An 18404-nucleotide genomic window follows, 5' to 3' on the forward strand; every position below is an offset into this window, starting at 1 on the left:
AAAAGAAACACGAGCTTGCACTCCAGAGGTGTCCCGGAGCCATGGATCTACGCCAATTCGATTGCTTTCTGGCCGTTGCGGACAAGCTGCATTTCGGCCGCGCCGCGGAGGCGCTGCACATGAGCCAATCCTCCGTCTCGGAGGCGGTCAAGGCGCTGGAACGGACGCTGGGCGGCCCCTTGTTCGAGCGCAGCAGCCGCCGGGTCGCCCTGACGCCGCTGGGTGAAACCTTGAAGCTGGGCGCGGGGCCCGCCGTGATCATGCTGAAAGCCGCGCTGGATGACTGCAAACGTCAGGCCGCGGGCAAGCCGCGCCATCTGCGCATCGGCTTCCTTGGGGGCGGTTTCTATGAGCTGTACCGCCCTCTGGTCACCGAATTCAAGGCGGCCCACCCCAACGTGGAACTGGAGTTCCTGGAGCTCACCTATGTCACCCACTACGCCGCGGTCGCCGACGGTTCCGTCGACGTGGCGTTCTGCCGCCTGCCGCTGGGCGCGGATGGACTGTGCCATGGGCCTATCGTGTTGCGGGACCAGCGCATGCTGTGCGTCCCACACGATCATCCGTTCGCCGCGGCGACGCTGCTGGACCCGGAATTGCTGGCCGAGGAGCGGCTGGTGCGCATGGTGCCCGGCTCGGTCAACCAGGAATGGCAGGATTACCACTTTCCCCGCCACACCCCCAAGGGCAAGCCCATTGGCGACGGCCCGGTGGTGCGCACGATCCGCGAAGGAATCGCGGCCGTGAATACACGCCAGGGCCTGCTGATGCTGACCAAGCGCGCCGCCAGCTACTACGCGACGCCCGAGATTGCTTTCGTGGAGATAGACCTGCCCGCCATGCCGTCGGCCCTGGTGCGGCGGGTGGACGACCACCGGCCCATACTCCAGGAACTGGAGGCCTTGCTGCTACGCATCGCCGAGCGCCATGGCGTGGCGGCCTAAGCCGGCGGCCTGATCCGGCCGCCGACCGCCGGATCAGCGCTGCGAATCCAGCACCTCGTTGTGCTTCACCACGTCCTGCGCCTTGGCGTAGCTTTCGATCAGCAACTGATAGGCGGGGAACACCTTGGTGTAGACCTCGGCCCACTGCATGGCATCTTCACGATTCCAGGTCTTTTGCAGCTCCGACGCCACGGCGGCGGTATCCATCGGGACCACGCCTGCCTGCACCACGCGCGCCAACGTGATTTCCTGCGCCATCTTGGTATAGGTGCCCGAAGCGTCGATTACCGCGAATACCTTGTAGCCGTCGGCCACCGCGCTGATGGCGGGGAACGCCATGCACACGCTGGTGATGGTGCCAGCGATGATCAGCGTCTTGCGGCCGGTCGCCTTCACGGCGGCGACAAATTCGGGGTTGTCCCAGGCATTGATTTCGCCCTTGCGAGCGATGTATTGCGCATGGGGCGCGTTGGCGTGGATTTCCGGAATCAGCGGGCCGTTCGGACCTTGCGGCACGGACGCCGTGGTGATGACCGGCATCTTGGCCAGCGTGGCCATCGAGGCCAGGGCGCCGGCGCGGGCCCGCAGTTCGGGCATGGGCATGTCGCCCACGGTCTGGAACAGGCCGCTCTGGTGGTCGATCAGCAACATGACGGCGTCGTCGGCGTTGATGACGGGACGTTGGCCGTTGAAGTTGGCGGGTGCAGACATGGTGTTCTCCTAGATTGAAAGTCGGCGGCGTTGTGCCGAATCAGAAGCCTTATGGCTGCACAAATAATAAAAATGGAACAAAATTCGCGGAAGATCGATTTTTTGCTATCAGAGTTCTATTTTTAGAACAAACGCCCTTCAGCGGGAGTGACGACCAGAGTGGCGCGGGACGGCACAGGCACCTTGGACGTTGCCCTCCCCAAAATGGAAAACCATGACATCCCGATCACCGATTGGCCACTGGTGCCGCACTGTCCCATTCTTTAAGCTTGTCGGACGTTTTCAGCATCCGCTGAACTCCGGCACCGGAACCGGCGGGCGCGGCTTCTGGGTCCAACGGTGCCGCAACACGAGAGAGAGAACTCAATGAAGCACGCCTACGCAGCATTTCTTGCCACAACATTCCTGGCCCTGAGCACCCTGCCGACCCACGCCGCCCCCGTGGACTACCAGATCGATCCCGAGCACACGGAAATCGTGGTCACCTGGAGCCACCTGGGCTATTCCAATCCCACGGCTCATGCGGGCGGCGTGACTGGCGTGCTCAGCTATGACGCCGCCCAACCCGCAAAATCGTCGGTCACTTTGAGCGTGCCCGTGCCGCGCCTGACGTCGCACGTGCCCAAGCTGGACGAAATGCTGCAAGGCACCGATTTCTTCCAGGCAACCAAGTACCCGGATATCCAATTCAAGAGCACCTCGGTAGCCGACCAGGGAGATGGGAATCTGCGCATCAGCGGCATTCTGCGCATCAAGAACATCGAAAAGCCCGTGGTGCTGCAAGCGCGCAAGAACCGGCAAGGCATGCATCCCATGGCGCAGCGGCCAGCCATCGGCTTTGACGCCACGACCGTTCTCAAGCGCAGCGACTTCGGCGTCGACGCATTTGCGCCCGACGTAAGCGACGAGGTGCAACTGCGCATCACCGTTGAAGCGGTGGCCAACGCCGCGCGTTGAGGCACCAACCCTATTTGCATAGGCATACGGGCGTGTCGGGCGCGATGACAGGACCGGGGGCACCGCGCCGTCTGCAAGACCCTGCAATCGGGCAGGCATGGACCGGTGGGCATGCGCTCTCGGCATACACTGCTACGCGCGACGCCACGCCCCGGATCCTCCCATGCAGATGTTCAATCCATGATGTACCTCCTGTGGTCCCTACCCGCGCTTGCGGTCATCGGCGCCATCGCCAGCGGGCGCTTGAACACCACGGCCGCAGCCGTGCTCGGCCTGCTCGCCGCCGCGCCAATAGCGCTGCTCACGGCACCCGTTCCCTACACCGCAAGCCTGCTCGGGCTGGCCCTGGAACGCGGACTCTGGATAGGCTGGATCATCACGCCCTACATCCTCGGCGGGCTGTTGTTCTGGAACATGGCCGCGCAAACCCGCGCGCGACGGCAAGCCGCGGACAGCGGCAAGTCCGCATTGGCCCATCCCTTGGCGCGCCGCCGACTGCTGTTCTTCGCCTGCTTCCTCGTGGGGCCGTTCGCCGAATCGGCAACCGGCTTCGGCGTGGGCATGCTGGGAACGGTGCTGCTGATCCGCCCGCTGGACCTGAAGCCGCGCGAAACCATGGTGTTCGCGCTGTTGAGCCAGACCCTGATCCCGTGGGGTGCGATGGGCAGCGGCACGCTGCTGGCCTCCGCTTACGCACGCGTCCCGGCATCGCAGCTGGCCCTGTACAGCATGGTGCCGGTGGCACTGCTGATGGTGCTGTGGCTGCTGCTCTACTGGCGCACCGCGCGGCGCGCGGGCCTCAAGGCCGCGCCGTCGGAACATGCGCGCGAGGCCGCCTGGATGATCGCGAGCCTGGCCGCGCTCACCGCCGCAACCGCGCTGCTGGGACCGGAGACCGCATTGCTCTCTGCCTACGGCCCGATCATCGTGCTGCGCTACTTGCTGGACCGCCGCCCGGACCGGCTCCGCATGGCCGCCGCGGCACGCACGGCCTTGCCCTACATCGTCATGATTGCCTGGTTGGTGGCCACCCGGTTGCTCCCCGACCTGAACCACGGCTTGACCAGACTGGCCGCGTTCAATCCGTTTGCGGACCTGCCCGGCTGGATGCCGTTCTTGCATGCCGGCAGTTGGCTGATCGTCGGGGCCGTGCTGATGGCAGCCGCAAGCCGGCAGCGCGGCCTGCTCCAGACACAGGCGCGCGCGGCCTGGAGCACCGGGCGCCATGCGGTCTATTCGGTGTTCCTGTTCGCCATGATGGCCGAAGTGCTCGCCGGGGCCGGCATCTCGCAAGCCTACGCGGACGGCCTGTTCGCTGCCCTGCAAGACTGGACCATCCTGATCACGCCCGTGCTGGCCGGCGTGTTCGGCATACTGGCCAATAGCGGCAACGCGCCCAACAGCCTGTTCATGCCTGCGCAACTCTCGCTGGCCCTGAACGCCGGCATGAGCGTGCCGGCCGCGGCGGCGCTGCTGCACGTGTCCGGCACGTCGATGGGAATATTCTCGCCCGTGCGGATGTCGATCGCCGCGGGCCTGGCCCATGGCCGCGGCGAAGAACGCCGCGTGTACGCGCAGTTGCTGCCTTTTGCGCTGGCGGCGTTCGGCGTGCTGCTGTGCCTGGCGGTGTTGGTGGTAATGACGGGGGCCCGGCCCTGAGCGCCGCGCGGAAATGGCAGCCGGCGGCTTTCGTTCCGGGCGCGGCCGACGTATAACGTCGTCTTGGTCTCCTTCCAGGCCGGCGCGCCAGGCGCGCGCGCCCTCAACCCAACCAGGTGTCATTCCGCATGAAGGCATACTTCCACGACGACCAGAAGCTGCACCATCCGCAGACCTATTTCTCGCGCGGCAAGATGCGCACGCCACAGGAAGTGCCCTCGCGCCTGGACGCGCTGGCGCAGGCCGCGCGCAACCTCGGCTTCGCGGTGCAGGCGCCATCCGACCAGGGCGCAGGCGCGATTTCGGCGGTCCACACGCTGGATTACCTGCGCTTCCTGCAAGGCGCGCACGCCGCCTGGAAAAAGCTGCCCGAAGACTGGGGCGACGAGGTCGTCTCCAATGTCTTCGTGCGTGAGCCCAATGCCCTGCGCGGCGTGCTGGCCCAGGCCGCGCGATACCTGGCCGATGGCAGTTGCCCGGTAGGACCGCATACCTGGCATTCGGCCTACTGGTCGGCGCAATGCGCCATAGCGGGGGCCGACGCGCTGCTGGCGGGCGACCGCCACGCCTATGCCATCTGCCGTCCGCCGGGCCACCATGCCCGGCGCGACGCGGCGGGAGGCTTCTGCTACCTGAACAATGCGGCCATCGCCGCGCAGCGCCTGATATCACGCTTTCCGCGCGTGGCCATTCTGGACACGGACATGCATCATGGCCAGGGTATCCAGGAAATCTTCTACGAACGCAGCGACGTGCTGTACGTATCCATCCATGGCGACCCCGAGAACTTCTATCCCGTGGTCGCCGGCTATGAGGACGAGCGCGGCGCCGGCGCCGGCTATGGGTACAACATCAACCTGCCCATGCCGCACGGCTCGCCGGAATCCGTGTTCTTCGACAAGCTGGGAGAGGCGCGCCGCGCCATCGAACTTTTCCAGCCCGATGCCCTGGTGCTGTCCCTGGGTTTCGACATCTTCGAAAAAGATCCCCAAGCCATGGTCGCGGTCAGCGAAAACGGCTTCGAGCGGCTGGGCCGGGAAGTCGGCGGCCTCGCGCTACCGACCTTGATCGTGCAGGAAGGCGGCTACTACATCGAAGGCCTGGAGTCGAACGCCTCGCGCTTCTTCGGCGGACTGGCCTCGGCCTGATCCCGTTCTGATTCCGCTCCCGGCCGGCACCCTCAGGGCGCCTGCCGGGCGTCGTGCCGGCAGGCGCCCACACCTGCGCTAGTGGTTTTCCCTAGAAATCGTAAAGGCCGGTTCACAAGCCGGATTGCCTCCGGTACATTTCGTCCAGTGGCCTGACCACTGGGCCACCAGATATCCGGACACTCCCGAACCATCCCCGGGGGGTGCGATGCAAGACAAGCCTGGGCAGACCCATTACCCTCTACATCCCGACCATCCACCCGATCGCAACAATGACTTCTCTCCAGGCCGTCGCCTCCACCCGCCTCTACCGCATGATTGCCGACCAGATCGCCACGCGCATCAAGGCGGGCGACTTCCCCGCGGGCGGCCGGCTGCCGGCCGAGCGCGAACTGGCCGAGCAGTTGCAGGTCAGTCGCGCCTCCGTGCGCGAAGCCCTGATCGCGCTGGAAATCGAAGGCTATGTGGAAGTGCGCGTGGGCACGGGCGTATTCGTGAACCAGGCGCGCGAAGACGGCCAGTACCAGGAGCCGCAGCAGGCGCCGGTCGCCGCCAATGGCGTCGAAGTCACCGACATCGGCCCCTTCGACCTGCTGGAAACCCGGCTGCTGCTGGAGCCCGAGTGCGCGGCCCTGGCGGCGCAAAAGGCCTCGCCGGCCCAGATCGCGGCAATCCGCGCGGCACACGAAAGCATGTCCCTGACCGAGTCGCCCAGCGTGCATGACCGCGCCTTTCACAGCGCGATCGGCGCGGCCTGCGGCAACGCGGCGCTGGCCGCGGCGATCTCCCATATCTGGCACCTCAGCACGCTGAGCCCGGTGTTCAACCGCCTTGAAGAGCACTTCGTGACCACCAAGGTGTGGAGCGAAGCCCAGCAGGAACACGAACGCATCCTCGCGGCCATTTCCGACCGCGATCCCATCCGCGCGCGCCATGCCATGCACGACCATCTGGTCGGCATCCTGGCCCGCTTGCGGGAAGACTTCGGCAGCGCTGGGATCCGATGATTTGATGAACGCCTGAACCCTGGCCTGACGCCCAGGCCCCTTCCCTTACCGACCTAGCGAAGCACCGCCGGCGCGACAGCGCGCCGCCTGCGGCAAGGGGAGCGGCTTGCCCGCCGCAACGCAAACCGTAGTTCCGCAGTCCCCTGCAAGACCCGCAAGACCCGCAGTGCCCGTAAGTCAAATACCTAAAACATATCAAGGTGAAAACATGCAGCTGACCCGTACCGTGAAGCTATTGAGCGCGGCGCTATTGGCGCTTGGCGCCCAAGCCGCCCAGGCCAACAAGGCTGACAACTCCCTCAACATCGCCTTCGACGCGGCGCCCGCCACGCTGGACGCCTATAAGGAATCGGACCGTCCCGGCCTGGCGCTGGCGCGCATGGTCTTCTCGGGGCTGCTGCAGAAAAACCAGGATACGGGCGAGTTCGGCCCCGCCATCGCCACCGGCTACAAGTTCGTGGACGACACCACTATCGAACTGCCGATCCGCAAAGACGTGAAGTTCCATGACGGCTCGCTGCTGACCATGGACGACGTGCTGTACACGCTGAACCTGGTGTCTTCCGAAGGCTACAAGGCGCGCTTCCAGAACCAGGTCGCCTGGATCGCCAGCGCCGAAAAGGCTTCCGACGACACCGTGCGCATCAAGATGAAGACGCCCTACCCGCTGGCGCTGGAGATGCTGTCGGAAAACCTGCCGATCTACCCGCGCAAGTATTACGAGGCCAACCAGTCCGACATGGGCGCCAAGCCCATTGGCACCGGCCCGTATCGCCTGGTCGAGAGCCAGCCGGGCAGCCGCTACGTGTATGAGCGCTTCGAGGATTACTTCGGCCCCAAGCCTGCCGTGCAGAAGCTGGTGGTGCGCGTGCTGCCCGACGCCAACACGCAATACGCCGAACTGCTTTCCGGCGGCCTGGACTGGATCTGGCGCGTGCCGCCGGACGTGGCCAAGCGCATGGAGAAGCAGCCCGCCGTCACGGTCAAGAGCAGCAGCATCATGCGCATCAGCTACATCTCGCTGAACCCGCGCGCGGACGACGGCAAGTCGCCGCTGGCCAAACAGGAAGTGCGCCAGGCCATCAACTACGCCATCGACCGTGAAGCCATCCGCAAGGCACTGGTCGGCGGCGCATCCAAGGTGATCAACGCAGCCTGCAATCCGGCGCAGTTCGGCTGCGCGGCCGATGTGCAGACCTACAAGTTCGACCCCGCCCGCGCCAAGCAGTTGCTGGCCCAGGCCGGCTACCCCAACGGCGTGACGCTGGACTTGGTGATCTCGGCGCCGCCGCGCGCCATCCTGGACGCGGCCGCCGCGCAGATGGCGCAGGCCGGCATCAAACTGAACCTGGTCGAGCAGCAATACGGCACCGCCATGACCAATTGGCGCGAGGGCAAGATTGCCATGCTGTCGTCCAACTGGGGGTCCTACGGCATTGCCGACGCGGCGTTGTCGACCAGCAACTTCTTCCGCGGCGGGCCGGACGACCAGGCGCGCAACCCCGAAGTCATCAAATACCTGGAAGCCGCAGACACCTCCGTGGACCGCGACCTGCGCGCCAAGAACTACGCCGCCGCCCAGAAGATCGTGGCGGAGCAGGCGTACTGGGTGCCGCTGTGGAACCACTCGCTCAACGCCGTGCAGTCCAAGGACCTGAATTTCTCGGTCGACGGCGACGAGTTCCCGCGCTTCTACAAGGCTCGCTGGAACTGACCGCCGCGCCAGCATGGCCGCTATCCCAGCCCCCAGCGGGCGGGAGCGGCGGCCGTTGCGGCGCACACCGTCATAGGTAGCCCCATGATTACATTCCTGTTCCGCCGCCTGGTGGTGTCCGCGCTGCTGGTGGTGTTCGTCTCGCTGATCAGCTTCTCGCTGGTGTTCGCCTCGGGCAATCCGGCGGCGCGCCTGGCCGGCGAAGGCAGCGCCGCCGACGCGGCGCGGCTGGCGCAGCTGCACGGCTTCGATGACCCCATCCTCGTGCAGTACGGCCGTTGGCTGGCTGGCGTCGCCCGTGGCGACTTCGGCGACAGCCTGTACTTCAGCCGTCCCGTGGCCGAATTGCTGACCCAGCATTTCCCCGCCACCGCCAAGCTGGGCCTGGCCGCGATGCTGTTCGCGCTGCTGCTGGCGATACCGCTGGGCGTGCTGGCCGGGCTGCGCAAGGGTTCGCTGATCGACCGCGCCACCATGCTGCTCTCGGCCTGCGCCCAGGCCATGCCGCCGTTCTGCCTGGCCTTCCTGCTCATCATCATCTTCAGTGTGCGCAACCAATGGCTGCCCGCGTCCGGCTTCGACAGCTGGAAGCACTACGTGATGCCGGTGACCGCGCTGGGCCTGTTCGCCATGCCGGCAATGCTGCGGCTGATGAAGTCCGAAATGGAAACCGTCCTGGCCACCGACTACATCCGCACCGCCCGCGCCATGGGGCTGGGAGGCCCAAGCGTGGTGCTGAAGTATGCGCTGCGCAACGCCTTGCGGCCGCTGGTGTCATTGGCGGCCGCGCAAATGGGCACGCTGCTGGCCGGCTCCGTCGTCATCGAGACCGTGTTCGCGATCAACGGCGCGGGCCTGCTGGCCTGGACCTCGATCCTGCGCGGCGACTTTCCCACGATGCAGGCGCTGATCCTGATCTTCGCCCTGATCTACATCGTCCTGACCCTGGTCGCCGACCTGATCAACGGTTGGCTGGACCCCCGCGTGCGAGTTTCCTCATGAGCAGCGTCATCGCCTCCTCTTTTCCCGTCCGCTCGCGCGGCGAACGCGCAGCGCGCCTCGGCCGCGGCTTCGGATTGGCCGTGCTGGCGCTGCTGGTGCTGGCCGGCCTGCTGGGCCCCTACCTGGTTCCGCACGATCCGTACACGCAGGACCTGCTGGCCCGGCTGCAGGAACCCGTCTGGGGTGAAGACGGCAGCTGGAACCACATCCTGGGCACCGACCAGCTGGGCCGCGACGTCCTGGCGCGCGCGCTCTACGGTGTGCGCGTGTCGGCGCTGATCGGTTTGTCGGTCGCGCTGATGGGCGGCCTGATCGGCACCACGCTGGGCGTGGCCGCGGGGTACTTCGGCGGCGCGGTGGACCGCGCCGTGTCCTTCCTGATCACCGCGCGCCTGGCGCTGCCCATCATCCTGGTGGCGTTGGCCGTGGTGTCCGTGGTGGGCGCCTCGCTCACTGTAGTCGTGCTGGTGCTGGGGCTGCTGCTGTGGGAACGCTATGCGCTCGTGGCCCGGACCATGGCTGCCGGCCTGCGCAACGCGGAATTCGTCACGGCCTCCCGCCTGCAGGGCTGCACCCACTTGCAGATCATCTGGCGCGACATCCTGCCCAACCTGGTAGGCAACCTGCTCATCATCGGCACGGTGGACGCCGCCATGGCCATCACGCTGGAAGCCTCACTGTCTTTCCTGGGCCTGGGCGTACCGGCGCCCATGCCGTCTCTCGGCCTGATGATTGCCGAGGGCAAGGAAAACATGCTGTTCCAGCCCTCGCTGGTCGTGATTCCGAGCGTGGTGCTGTTCGTGCTGGTGCTGTGCGTGAACCGCGCGGGCGAATCGCTGCGCGCCGTGCAAATGAAGAAGGGCTGATCCCATGACCGACCACAGCCATCCCCTGCTGCGGGTCCAGGACCTGCACATCGATATCCACACGCCCACGCACGTCAAGCACGTGGTGCGCGCGGTGGACTTCAGCCTGGAACGCGGCAAGACGCTCTGCATCGTCGGCGAATCGGGCTGCGGCAAGTCGCTGACGGCGCTGGCCCTGCTGGACTTGCTGCCCGCGGCCGCGCGCCGCCGCGTAGCCCGGCTGGAATTCGCGGGCCAGGACCTGGCCTCGCTTTCGCCGGCAGCCCTGGCGCAACTGCGCGGTGCGCGCATCGCCATGATCTTCCAGGATCCGATGACTTCGCTGAATCCGGTGTTTCCCATCGGGACCCAGCTCGTGGACGTGCTCCGCCGCCACAAGCGCGTCAGCCGCCGGGCGGCCGAGGAGCGCGCGGAGTACCTGCTGCGCCGCGTCGGCATCGCCAACCCGCGTGAACGCATGCGGCAGTATCCCTTCGAGCTGTCCGGCGGACTGCGCCAGCGCGTGATGATCGCGATGGCGCTGATGTGCGGTCCGGAGCTGCTGATCGCCGACGAACCGACCACGGCGCTGGACGTGACGGTGCAGGCCGAGCTGCTGGACCTGTTGCGCGACATCCAGGCCGAGTTCGGCCTGGGGATGGTGTTCATTTCGCACGACATGGGCCTGGTGGCACGCATTGCGGATCACGTCATCGTCATGTATGCGGGCGACATCGTCGAGGGCGGCAGCGTGCGCGAGGTGCTGGAGCATCCCAGCCATCCCTATACCGCCATGCTGCTGAACTGCATTCCTCAGCCCGGACACACGGCGCCGCGCGCCGAACTGCCCACCATCGCGGGCGCTGTGCCCTCGCTGGACACGGCCATCGTCGGCTGCGCCTTCCGCGAACGCTGCCCGGCGGCCGAGCCCCGCTGCGCCCAGCCTTTCCCCGCGCGCGTGCAGGGCCAACACCGCTGCCTCTGCATCAAACCCGGCGCCTTGCGCCCAGGAGTCATGGCATGAGCAGCAGAACGATGCCCGCCGCCAGCATCAGCCTGAACGGGCTGAACTTCCAATACGGCCGCGCCGGCCTGTTTTCTCGCCGGCCCGCCCCGCGCATCCTGCACGACATAGACCTGCACGTGCCCGCCGGCCAGACCATCGGTCTGGTGGGGGAATCCGGCAGCGGCAAGTCCACCATCGCCAAGCTGATGCTGGGACTGCTGGCGCCCACGCAGGGCGAAGCCCTGCTGGACGGCAAGCCACTGGCTGCAATGCCGGCGCGCGCCCGCGCCCGCCGCATCCAGATGGTGTTCCAGGACCCCTATTCCTCGCTCAACCCGCGCCGCACCATCAACGAGATCCTGACCGCCCCGCTGCGCGTGCACGGCATCGGCAATGCCGCGTCGCAGGCCGCCTCGGTGCGCCGCATGATGGACGCGGTGGGCCTGGTGCCCGCCTTCGCGGCCCGCTACCCCCGGGAGCTCTCGGGCGGCCAGCGCCAGCGCGTGGCCATTGCCCGCGCGCTGATGCTGGAACCGCAGCTGCTTATCTGCGACGAACCCACTTCAGCGCTGGACGTATCGGTGCAGGCCCAGATCCTGAACCTCCTGATGGAGCTGCAGCGCGAACGCGGCCTGGGCTATCTATTCATCAGCCACAACCTGGCCGTGGTGCAGCACATCGCCGACGAGATCGTGGTGCTGCAAGGCGGCCGCGTGGTGGAGCGCGGACCCGCCGCCCAGGTGTACTTCGAACCCGTCCATCCCTATACGCGGCAGTTGATCGGCGCCACCCTGGCGGTGCCGCAGGCGCAGGAGCTCGCGGCATGACCCCGCAAGGCGCGCGCCATTTCCTGCTGGTCGGCAATGACCAGAAAGTCACCTGGAACGACGGCCAGATCCAGTTCCTGGCGCCCGGCAACGACAGCCTGTGCGTCTATGACGCGGGAGCCGATCCCGCGGCGCCGAGGCTCGTCGCCACCTTGCCCCTGCCCAATTCGCTGTTCGGCCCTCCCGTCAACCTGGCCGTGACTCCCGACCAGCGCCTGGGCTTGGTCGCGGACTCCATGGACTGGCGCGAGCGCGCTGACGGCGGCTGGCAGCCCGAGCCGGGCCGCGGCCTGTACGTGATCGACCTGGAAGCCAGTCCGCCGACCATCCTGCAGCGCCTGGACCTGGGGCTGCAGCCTTCGGGGCTGTCGATCAACCGCGCCGGCACGCTGGCGCTGGTGGCCAACAAAGCCGGCTGCTCCGTATCGGTGCTGCGCATCGACGGCAAGCATGTCGAGTTTTGCGGCGAGGTGGACATGGGCACGCCCGTGGTGGCCGTGTCCTTTGCCGCCGACGGCCGCCGCGCCTTTGTGGTCAAGACCGACAGCCATCGCCTCGGCGTGCTGCATATCGACGAGCACGGCGCAATTCCGCGCGTGAGCCACGACCCCGCCGAGGACCTGACCACGGGTCTGGTGCCGTTCAACCTGGTGGTCTCCCCCGATGGCGCTTTGGCGCTGGTGGTGGACATGGGCAGCCCGACCGCGTCCGACGGACACGCGGACTCGGTCAGCGTGGTGGACTTGCGCGCCGACCCGCCCCGCGTGATCGACCGCGTGATGGTCGAGGACGGCCCGGAAGGCATCGCCATCAGTCCCGACGGCCGCTACGCGGCGGTTGCCATCGTGCAGGGCTCCAACAATCCGTCCAGCGCATGGTTCCACCACCCGCGCGGCCAGATCGTGCTGCTGCGCATTTCCGGCCAGTCCGTGACCCGGGCCGGCGCCATCGAAGTCGGCGCGCTGCCCGAAGGCCTGGCCTTCAGCCCCGACAGCCGCTACCTGTATGTCGGCAATTTCCTGGATGCCGAGATGCAGGTGCTCGCCGTCGACGACGCCGGCCTGACCGACACCGGCACCCGCATTTCCCTGCCCGGACGGCCCGCCTCGATGCGCGCCCAGTCCTATTGACCCGCCCTGCCCACCCGAACCCACCCTACCCCTGCTCCCGGAGTTCCACCATGACCACCGCTCCTCAAAAGAAACAGACCCTGCTCGCCGCCGCCGTGCTCTGCCTGGCCGGATTGGCGCCCTTGTCGGCCCACGCCCTGGACATCAAGCTGGGCCACGTGCTGGCGCCCAGCCACAGCTGGAACAAGGCCGCCGAGGGCTTCGCCGCCGAAGTCAAGGAAAAGACCGCCGGCCGCGTCAATTTCGTGTTGTTCCCCAGCGGCCAGCTGGGGAACGAGAAGACCATGCTGGAAGGCCTGCAGATCGGCAGCCAGGGCGCGGCCATCATCGGCTCGGGCTCGCTGCAGCCCATCGAGCCCAAGTTCGGCGTGGTGGAACTGCCCTACACCTGGTCCACGTCCCAGCAAGCCTACAAGGCGTACGACGGAGAACTGGGCGAGGCGCTGGCCAAGCTGGCCGACAAGAAAAACCTGACCATCATCTCCTGGTGGGAGAACGGCTTTCGCCACGTCACCAACAACCGCGGCGCCGTCGCCAAACCCGCCGACCTGGCCGGGCTGAAGACCCGCGTCACTCCCGACAAGATGCGCCTGGACACGTTCACCGCCCTGGGCGCCAATCCCGCGCCCCTGGCTTTTGGCGAGCTGTATTCGGCACTGCAGCAGAAGGTGTTCGACGCCCAGGAAAACCCGCTGTCCATTATCTACACCTCGTCCTTCTTCGAAGTGCAGAAGTACCTGTCGCTGACCGGCCACGTCTGGGGTCCCGCCAACCTGATCATCTCCAAGCCGGTGTGGAACCGCATCTCGGCGGATGACAAGAAGATCGTGCAGGCTGCCGCCGACAAGTGGCGCGACGCCCAGCGCAAGATGATCACTGACGGCGACCAGCAGTTCATCGCCCAGTTGAAAGAAAAGGGCATGCAGGTCAACGAGGTCGACAAGCCCGCCTTTGCCGCCGCGGTCGAGCCGGTCTGGAAGACCTACTCGGTCACCTACGGTCCCGAGCTGATGGCGCTGGTCCAGAAGTACCGCGAGGCCAAGTAATGCTCAATCGACTGTCCGCGATCCTGTCGGGCATCAGCAAGGCCTTCGCCGCCCTGGCGGTGGCCTTGCTGGCGATCCTGATCTCCTATGTGGTGTTCGCCCGCTTCGTCACGCACACCACGCCGCATTGGGCGGAGGAATTGCCGCGCCTGGTGCTGGTGTGGTCGGCCTTCATTGGCGGCGTCACGTGCAGCTACGAGCGCTCGCACCTGATGGCCGGGCTGCTGCCCTTTGTCGTGCGCAACCCGCGAGTCCTGAACGCGGTGGAGCGCGTCAACCAGGCTCTCATCATCGTCGGCCTGGCGGCCCTGGGCTACGCCGGCTGGCAACTGGCCGAGCTGACCATGGACCAGACGCTGCCCGCGCTGGACGTGTCGGCCGGCACGGTGTACCTGGCACTGCCCTTCGCGTGCGCCATCACCATCGTGGTGCACCTGGCGCAGTTGTTCTCCCCCGCTCCCGCCGCTGTAAAGGATTAACACGATGTCTACGGGTGCTCTCTTCCTGATGGGCGTGTTCGCGGTCACGGTGGTGATCGACATGCCCATCGCTTTCGGCCTGGTGCTTTCCTGCCTGGCCTATCTGGCGGTCTATGATTCCGCGCCCATGATGGTGGCGGCGCAGCAGTACGTGGTGGGGCTGGACAGCTTCACGCTGCTGGCGATTCCGCTCTTCATCCTGGCCGCGCAGCTGATGAACGGCGCCGGCCTGACGCAGCGCATCGTGCGTCTGTGCGCCGCCATCGTTGGCGACATCAAAGGCGGCCTGGCCGTGGTGGCGGTGCTGGCCTGCCTGATGTTCGGCGCGCTGTCCGGCTCGGGCGTGGCCGACGTGGTGGCCATCGGCAGCCTGCTGCTGCCCGCCATGGCCCGCAGCGGCTACGACAAGGGCTTTTCCTGCGCCCTGGTCGGCAGCGCCGGCGCCACCTCCACCATCATCCCGCCCAGCATCGTGCTGATCGTCTACGGCACCATCACCGACACGTCGGTGGGCAAGCTGTTCGTGGCCGGCATCATTCCAGGCATTCTGCTCGGGCTGTCGCTGATCGGCGTGGCCATCTGGCAATCGCGCAAGCACAACTGGGCTGGCGGCCAGCCGTTCAGCTGGCCCGAGCTGCGCGCCGCCGCTGTCGATGCGCTGCCCGCCCTGATGGTTCCCGTGCTGATCATCGGCGGTATCCGGTTCGGCATCTTCACCGCCACCGAGGCCGCATCCAGCGCCATCATCTATGCCTTGCTGATCGGTTTCTTCTGGTACCGCACGCTGAGCCTGAAGTCTCTGTGGGACAACCTGAAGTCCACCGGTGAAAGCAGCGCATCCATCCTGCTCATCATCGGCGCATCGGGCCTGTTCGCCTGGGTGCTGGTGGCCGAACAGGTGCCGCAGGCGCTGTCGACACTGCTGGTGGACTGGACCGACAGCAAGATCGCCGTCCTGCTGTTGCTGACCGTGGTGCTATTGCTCCTGGGCACCTTCATGGAAGCGATCCCGGTCATCATCATCGTGGCCCCGGTCGTCATGCCGGTGCTGGCGCACTACAACATCGATCCGGTGCACTTCGGCATCCTCCTGTCGATCAACATGGCCATCGGCGCCAACACGCCTCCCGTCGGCGTCGACCTGATGGCCGCGTGCAAGATCGGCGGCATCAACATGATGCAGACCTTGCGTCCGCTGTCCTGGATGATGCTGGCCATGACCGCGGTCATGCTGCTGCTGACTTTCGTACCTGAACTGGTGCTGTTCCTGCCGAGGCACGTGCAATGACTCCTATCACTCCCTCCCGCCGTCCCCCCTTTCTGCGCCGCAGCTGGATGTTCGTTCCCGGCCTGGACGCCGCCGCGCAGGCCGACGGCCTGGCCAGCGGCGCCGACGCGCTGGTGGCGGACCTGGAAGAGTTCACCGCGGCGGCGGACCGCCCGGCCGCGCGCCCGCGCATCGCCGAACTGTTCGCCAGCTGCCGCGCCCAGGGCGTGGTTGCCGCCGTCCGTATCAACAAGCTGGAGGACGACGGCATGGCGGACCTGCGCGGCGTGATGCCCGGCGCGCCCGATGCGGTGTTCCTGCCGCATGCCGAAAGCCCGGCGCAGATCGCCGCGCTGGACCAGGCGATCACCGCGCTGGAGGCCGAACTTGGCCTGCCAGCCGGCAGCACCGAGATCGTGCCCACGCTGGAATCCGCGTTGGGCGTGCACCGCGCCTATGACATCCTGACCGCCAGCCCGCGCGTGTCCGCCTGCCTGCTGGCGGCCGAGGACCTGACCGCCAGCCTGGGCGCCGAACGCGGCAAGGATGGCATTGAACTGCACCACCTGCGCGCCCGCTTCCTGCTGGACTGCACGGCGGCGGGTTGCCTGCCCATCGATTGCCCCTTCAACTACCGCGACATGCCGGCGCTGGAAGCCGACGTGCGCTGGGCTCGCCGCCTCGGTTTGAAGTCCAAGTGCGCCACCGTGGCCGACCAGGTCAAGCTGATCCATGCCGTGTTCACGCCCGCCCCGGACGAAGTCGCGGCCGCGCATGATTGCGTCGCCCGCTATGAAGCCCAGCGCGCCGGCCGCCACGATGCCGAGCGCATCGATCCGCCTGTCTACAACACCGCGCGCCGCCTGCTGGCGCGCCATCACCAATTCGAACGATGGGCCGCCGAGCGCCGCGCGCAGGCCGTCCCGCAACAAGGAGACTCCGCATGACGTCAGCAGCAATTCCCGAACGCAATGGCGGGCAAATCCTGATGCAGCAATTGCGCATCCATGGCGCGCGCCGCGTGTTCATGATTCCCGGCGAAAGCTACCTGCCCTGCATCGACGCGCTGAACGACCATACCGATGCCATCGAAGCCATCGTCTGCCGCCAGGAAAGCGGCGCCGCCTACATGGCCGAGGCCTATGGCAAGCTGACGGGCGAACCCGGCATCTGTTTCGTCACGCGCGGGCCGGGCGCCACCAACGCCAGCATCGGCGTGCACACCGCCTTCCAGGACTCCACCCCGATGATCCTGTTCGTGGGCCAGGTGGGCAACGACTTCATGGAGCGCGAAGCCTTCCAGGAGATCGACTACCGCCGCATGTTCGGCCAGATGGCCAAGTGGGTGGCGCAGATCGACCGCACCGACCGCATTCCCGAGTACATCTCGCGCGCGTTCGCGGTCGCGACCAGCGGCCGTCCCGGCCCCGTGGTGCTGGCCTTGCCCGAAGACACGCTGTGGGGCCGCGCCCGCGTGGCCGATCTGCCGCGCTACCCCCGCGTGCACAGCCATCCCGGCGCCGCCGACCTGGCCTGCATGACGCAATTGCTGGACGCCGCCGAGCGCCCCTTCCTGCTGCTGGGCGGCAATGGCTGGCACCAGACCGCGATGGACCAGATCGCCGGCTTCGCCGAGCGTTTCGAACTGCCCGTGGGCACCGCCTGGCGCCGCCTGGAATGCTTCGACCAGCGCCACCCCAACGCCGCTGGCCACGTCGGCTGGGCCATGACGCCAGAGCTGCGCCAACGCCTGCGTGACGCCGACCTGGTGCTGGCCGTAGGCACGCGCATGGGCGAGGCCACGACCGAAGGCTACACCGTCATCGAAAGCCCATTGCCGCGCCAGAAGCTGATCCACGTGTATCCGGATGCCGCCGAGCTGGGCCGCGTGTTTTCCCCGACCCAGGCCATCGTCGCCGACGTGGCCAGCTTCGCCGCCAGCGTGGCGGACCTGGTTCCCGGCCACAAGATTGCGCGCGGCGCCGCGGTGCGTGCCGCGCACCAGGAATTGGTCGACAGCCTTCAGCCGTTGCCCTCGCCCGGGCCGCTGAGCCTGGACCAGGCCGCCGCCTACGTCGACGCGCATGTTCCCCCCGACGCCTGCATTACCGTGGGCGCGGGCAACTATGCGCTATATCCCCACCGCTATCGGCGCTATGCGGGACCGGGCACCAGCCTTACCCCCACCGTGGGCTCCATGGGCTACGGACTGCCGGCGGCCATTTCGGCCAAACTCGAAGACCGCAAGCGCACGGTGGTCTGCTACGCCGGCGACGGCTGCTTCCAGATGAACATGCAGGAACTCGGCGTGGCGCTGCAGTACCGCCTGGGCGTGGTCGTGCTGGTGTTCAACAACGGCATCTGGGGCACGATACGCGCGCATCAGGAACGCGAGTTTCCCGCACGTCCCATCGCGCTGTCGTTCGAGAACCCGGATTTCACCCAGCTCATCCGCGGCTACGGCGGTTATGGCGAAGCCGTGGAAGACACCGCCAGCTTCGGCCCGGCGTTCGAGCGCGCCCTGGCGTTCGCCGAGCGCGAGAGCCTGCCCGCCCTGCTGGAAATCCGCTACGACGCCAACGGCATTTCGCCGGGCGAAACCCTGATGGGCATCCGCGAAGCGGCATTGGCCCGCAACGCCGCTGCCGGCCACTGACAGATA

17 protein-coding genes are annotated in these 18404 nt (G+C 66.9%); 16 read left to right on the forward strand and 1 reads right to left on the reverse strand.

What is annotated here, in order from left to right:
• Positions 1–41: 41 nt before the first annotated feature.
• Entirely contained in the window at positions 42–944 is a 903-nt protein-coding gene (locus CEY08_RS12275) for a LysR family transcriptional regulator (RefSeq protein WP_042793545.1), read from the forward strand.
• Positions 945–977: 33 nt separating this feature from the next.
• On the opposite strand, the gene CEY08_RS12280 is transcribed toward CEY08_RS12275, so the two are convergent.
• Positions 978–1655 (reverse strand): hydrolase, encoded by a 678-nt coding sequence (locus CEY08_RS12280; protein WP_042793544.1) that lies wholly within the window; start codon positions 1653–1655, stop codon positions 978–980.
• Between the two features lie 366 nt (positions 1656–2021).
• On the opposite strand from CEY08_RS12280, the gene CEY08_RS12285 reads away from it, so the two are divergent.
• From CEY08_RS12285 to CEY08_RS12355, 15 genes are all read left to right on the forward strand, one after another.
• The gene (locus CEY08_RS12285; protein WP_063640661.1) at positions 2022–2612 is read left to right on the forward strand and encodes a YceI family protein; all 591 of its coding nucleotides are present in this window, start codon (positions 2022–2024) and stop codon (positions 2610–2612) included.
• Between the two features lie 180 nt (positions 2613–2792).
• The gene (locus CEY08_RS12290; protein ID WP_076813438.1) at positions 2793–4271 is read left to right on the forward strand and encodes a hypothetical protein; all 1479 of its coding nucleotides are present in this window, start codon (positions 2793–2795) and stop codon (positions 4269–4271) included.
• 128 nt (positions 4272–4399) lie between these two features.
• Positions 4400–5419 (forward strand): histone deacetylase family protein, encoded by a 1020-nt coding sequence (locus CEY08_RS12295; protein ID WP_063961684.1) that lies wholly within the window; start codon positions 4400–4402, stop codon positions 5417–5419.
• Between the two features lie 272 nt (positions 5420–5691).
• Positions 5692–6426: a FadR/GntR family transcriptional regulator gene (locus CEY08_RS12300; RefSeq protein ID WP_063640663.1), complete on the forward strand. Its 735-nt coding sequence runs from the start codon at positions 5692–5694 to the stop codon at positions 6424–6426.
• A gap of 208 nt (positions 6427–6634) precedes the next feature.
• Positions 6635–8140: an ABC transporter substrate-binding protein gene (locus CEY08_RS12305; protein WP_076813436.1), complete on the forward strand. Its 1506-nt coding sequence runs from the start codon at positions 6635–6637 to the stop codon at positions 8138–8140.
• 84 nt (positions 8141–8224) lie between these two features.
• Positions 8225–9142, forward strand: coding sequence for an ABC transporter permease (locus CEY08_RS12310; protein ID WP_063961682.1), 918 nt, complete (start codon positions 8225–8227; stop codon positions 9140–9142).
• Positions 9139–10008, forward strand: coding sequence for an ABC transporter permease (locus CEY08_RS12315; RefSeq protein ID WP_042793533.1), 870 nt, complete (start codon positions 9139–9141; stop codon positions 10006–10008). Before CEY08_RS12310 ends, CEY08_RS12315 begins: the two co-directional genes overlap by 4 nt.
• 4 nt (positions 10009–10012) lie before the next feature.
• Complete coding sequence (locus CEY08_RS12320) at positions 10013–11011, forward strand: ABC transporter ATP-binding protein (RefSeq protein ID WP_042793532.1); 999 nt, start codon at positions 10013–10015, stop codon at positions 11009–11011.
• On the forward strand, positions 11008–11820 hold the full coding sequence (locus CEY08_RS12325; RefSeq protein WP_063640667.1) for an ATP-binding cassette domain-containing protein: 813 nt from the start codon (positions 11008–11010) through the stop codon (positions 11818–11820). The genes CEY08_RS12320 and CEY08_RS12325 overlap by 4 nt, the downstream gene beginning before the upstream one ends.
• Positions 11817–12950, forward strand: a complete 1134-nt coding sequence (locus CEY08_RS12330; protein ID WP_063640668.1) for a lactonase family protein — start codon at positions 11817–11819, stop codon at positions 12948–12950. The genes CEY08_RS12325 and CEY08_RS12330 overlap by 4 nt, the downstream gene beginning before the upstream one ends.
• A gap of 50 nt (positions 12951–13000) precedes the next feature.
• A complete protein-coding gene (locus tag CEY08_RS12335; protein WP_063640669.1) occupies positions 13001–13996 on the forward strand; it encodes a TRAP transporter substrate-binding protein in 996 nt (331 codons plus the stop codon).
• Positions 13996–14475, forward strand: coding sequence for a TRAP transporter small permease (locus tag CEY08_RS12340; RefSeq protein WP_042793528.1), 480 nt, complete (start codon positions 13996–13998; stop codon positions 14473–14475). The genes CEY08_RS12335 and CEY08_RS12340 overlap by 1 nt, the downstream gene beginning before the upstream one ends.
• Positions 14476–14479: 4 nt before the next feature.
• The gene (locus CEY08_RS12345) at positions 14480–15763 is read left to right on the forward strand and encodes a TRAP transporter large permease (protein ID WP_042793527.1); all 1284 of its coding nucleotides are present in this window, start codon (positions 14480–14482) and stop codon (positions 15761–15763) included.
• Positions 15760–16689 carry an HpcH/HpaI aldolase/citrate lyase family protein gene (locus CEY08_RS12350; protein WP_076813434.1) on the forward strand — a complete coding sequence of 310 codons (930 nt, stop codon included), beginning with the start codon at positions 15760–15762 and terminating at the stop codon, positions 16687–16689. The genes CEY08_RS12345 and CEY08_RS12350 overlap by 4 nt, the downstream gene beginning before the upstream one ends.
• A complete protein-coding gene (locus CEY08_RS12355; protein WP_088607682.1) occupies positions 16686–18398 on the forward strand; it encodes a thiamine pyrophosphate-binding protein in 1713 nt (570 codons plus the stop codon). Before CEY08_RS12350 ends, CEY08_RS12355 begins: the two co-directional genes overlap by 4 nt.
• Positions 18399–18404: the final 6 nt, after the last annotated feature.

This window comes from Achromobacter insolitus (assembly GCF_002209555.1).
In the GTDB taxonomy this organism is placed as follows: domain Bacteria; phylum Pseudomonadota; class Gammaproteobacteria; order Burkholderiales; family Burkholderiaceae_B; genus Achromobacter; species Achromobacter insolitus.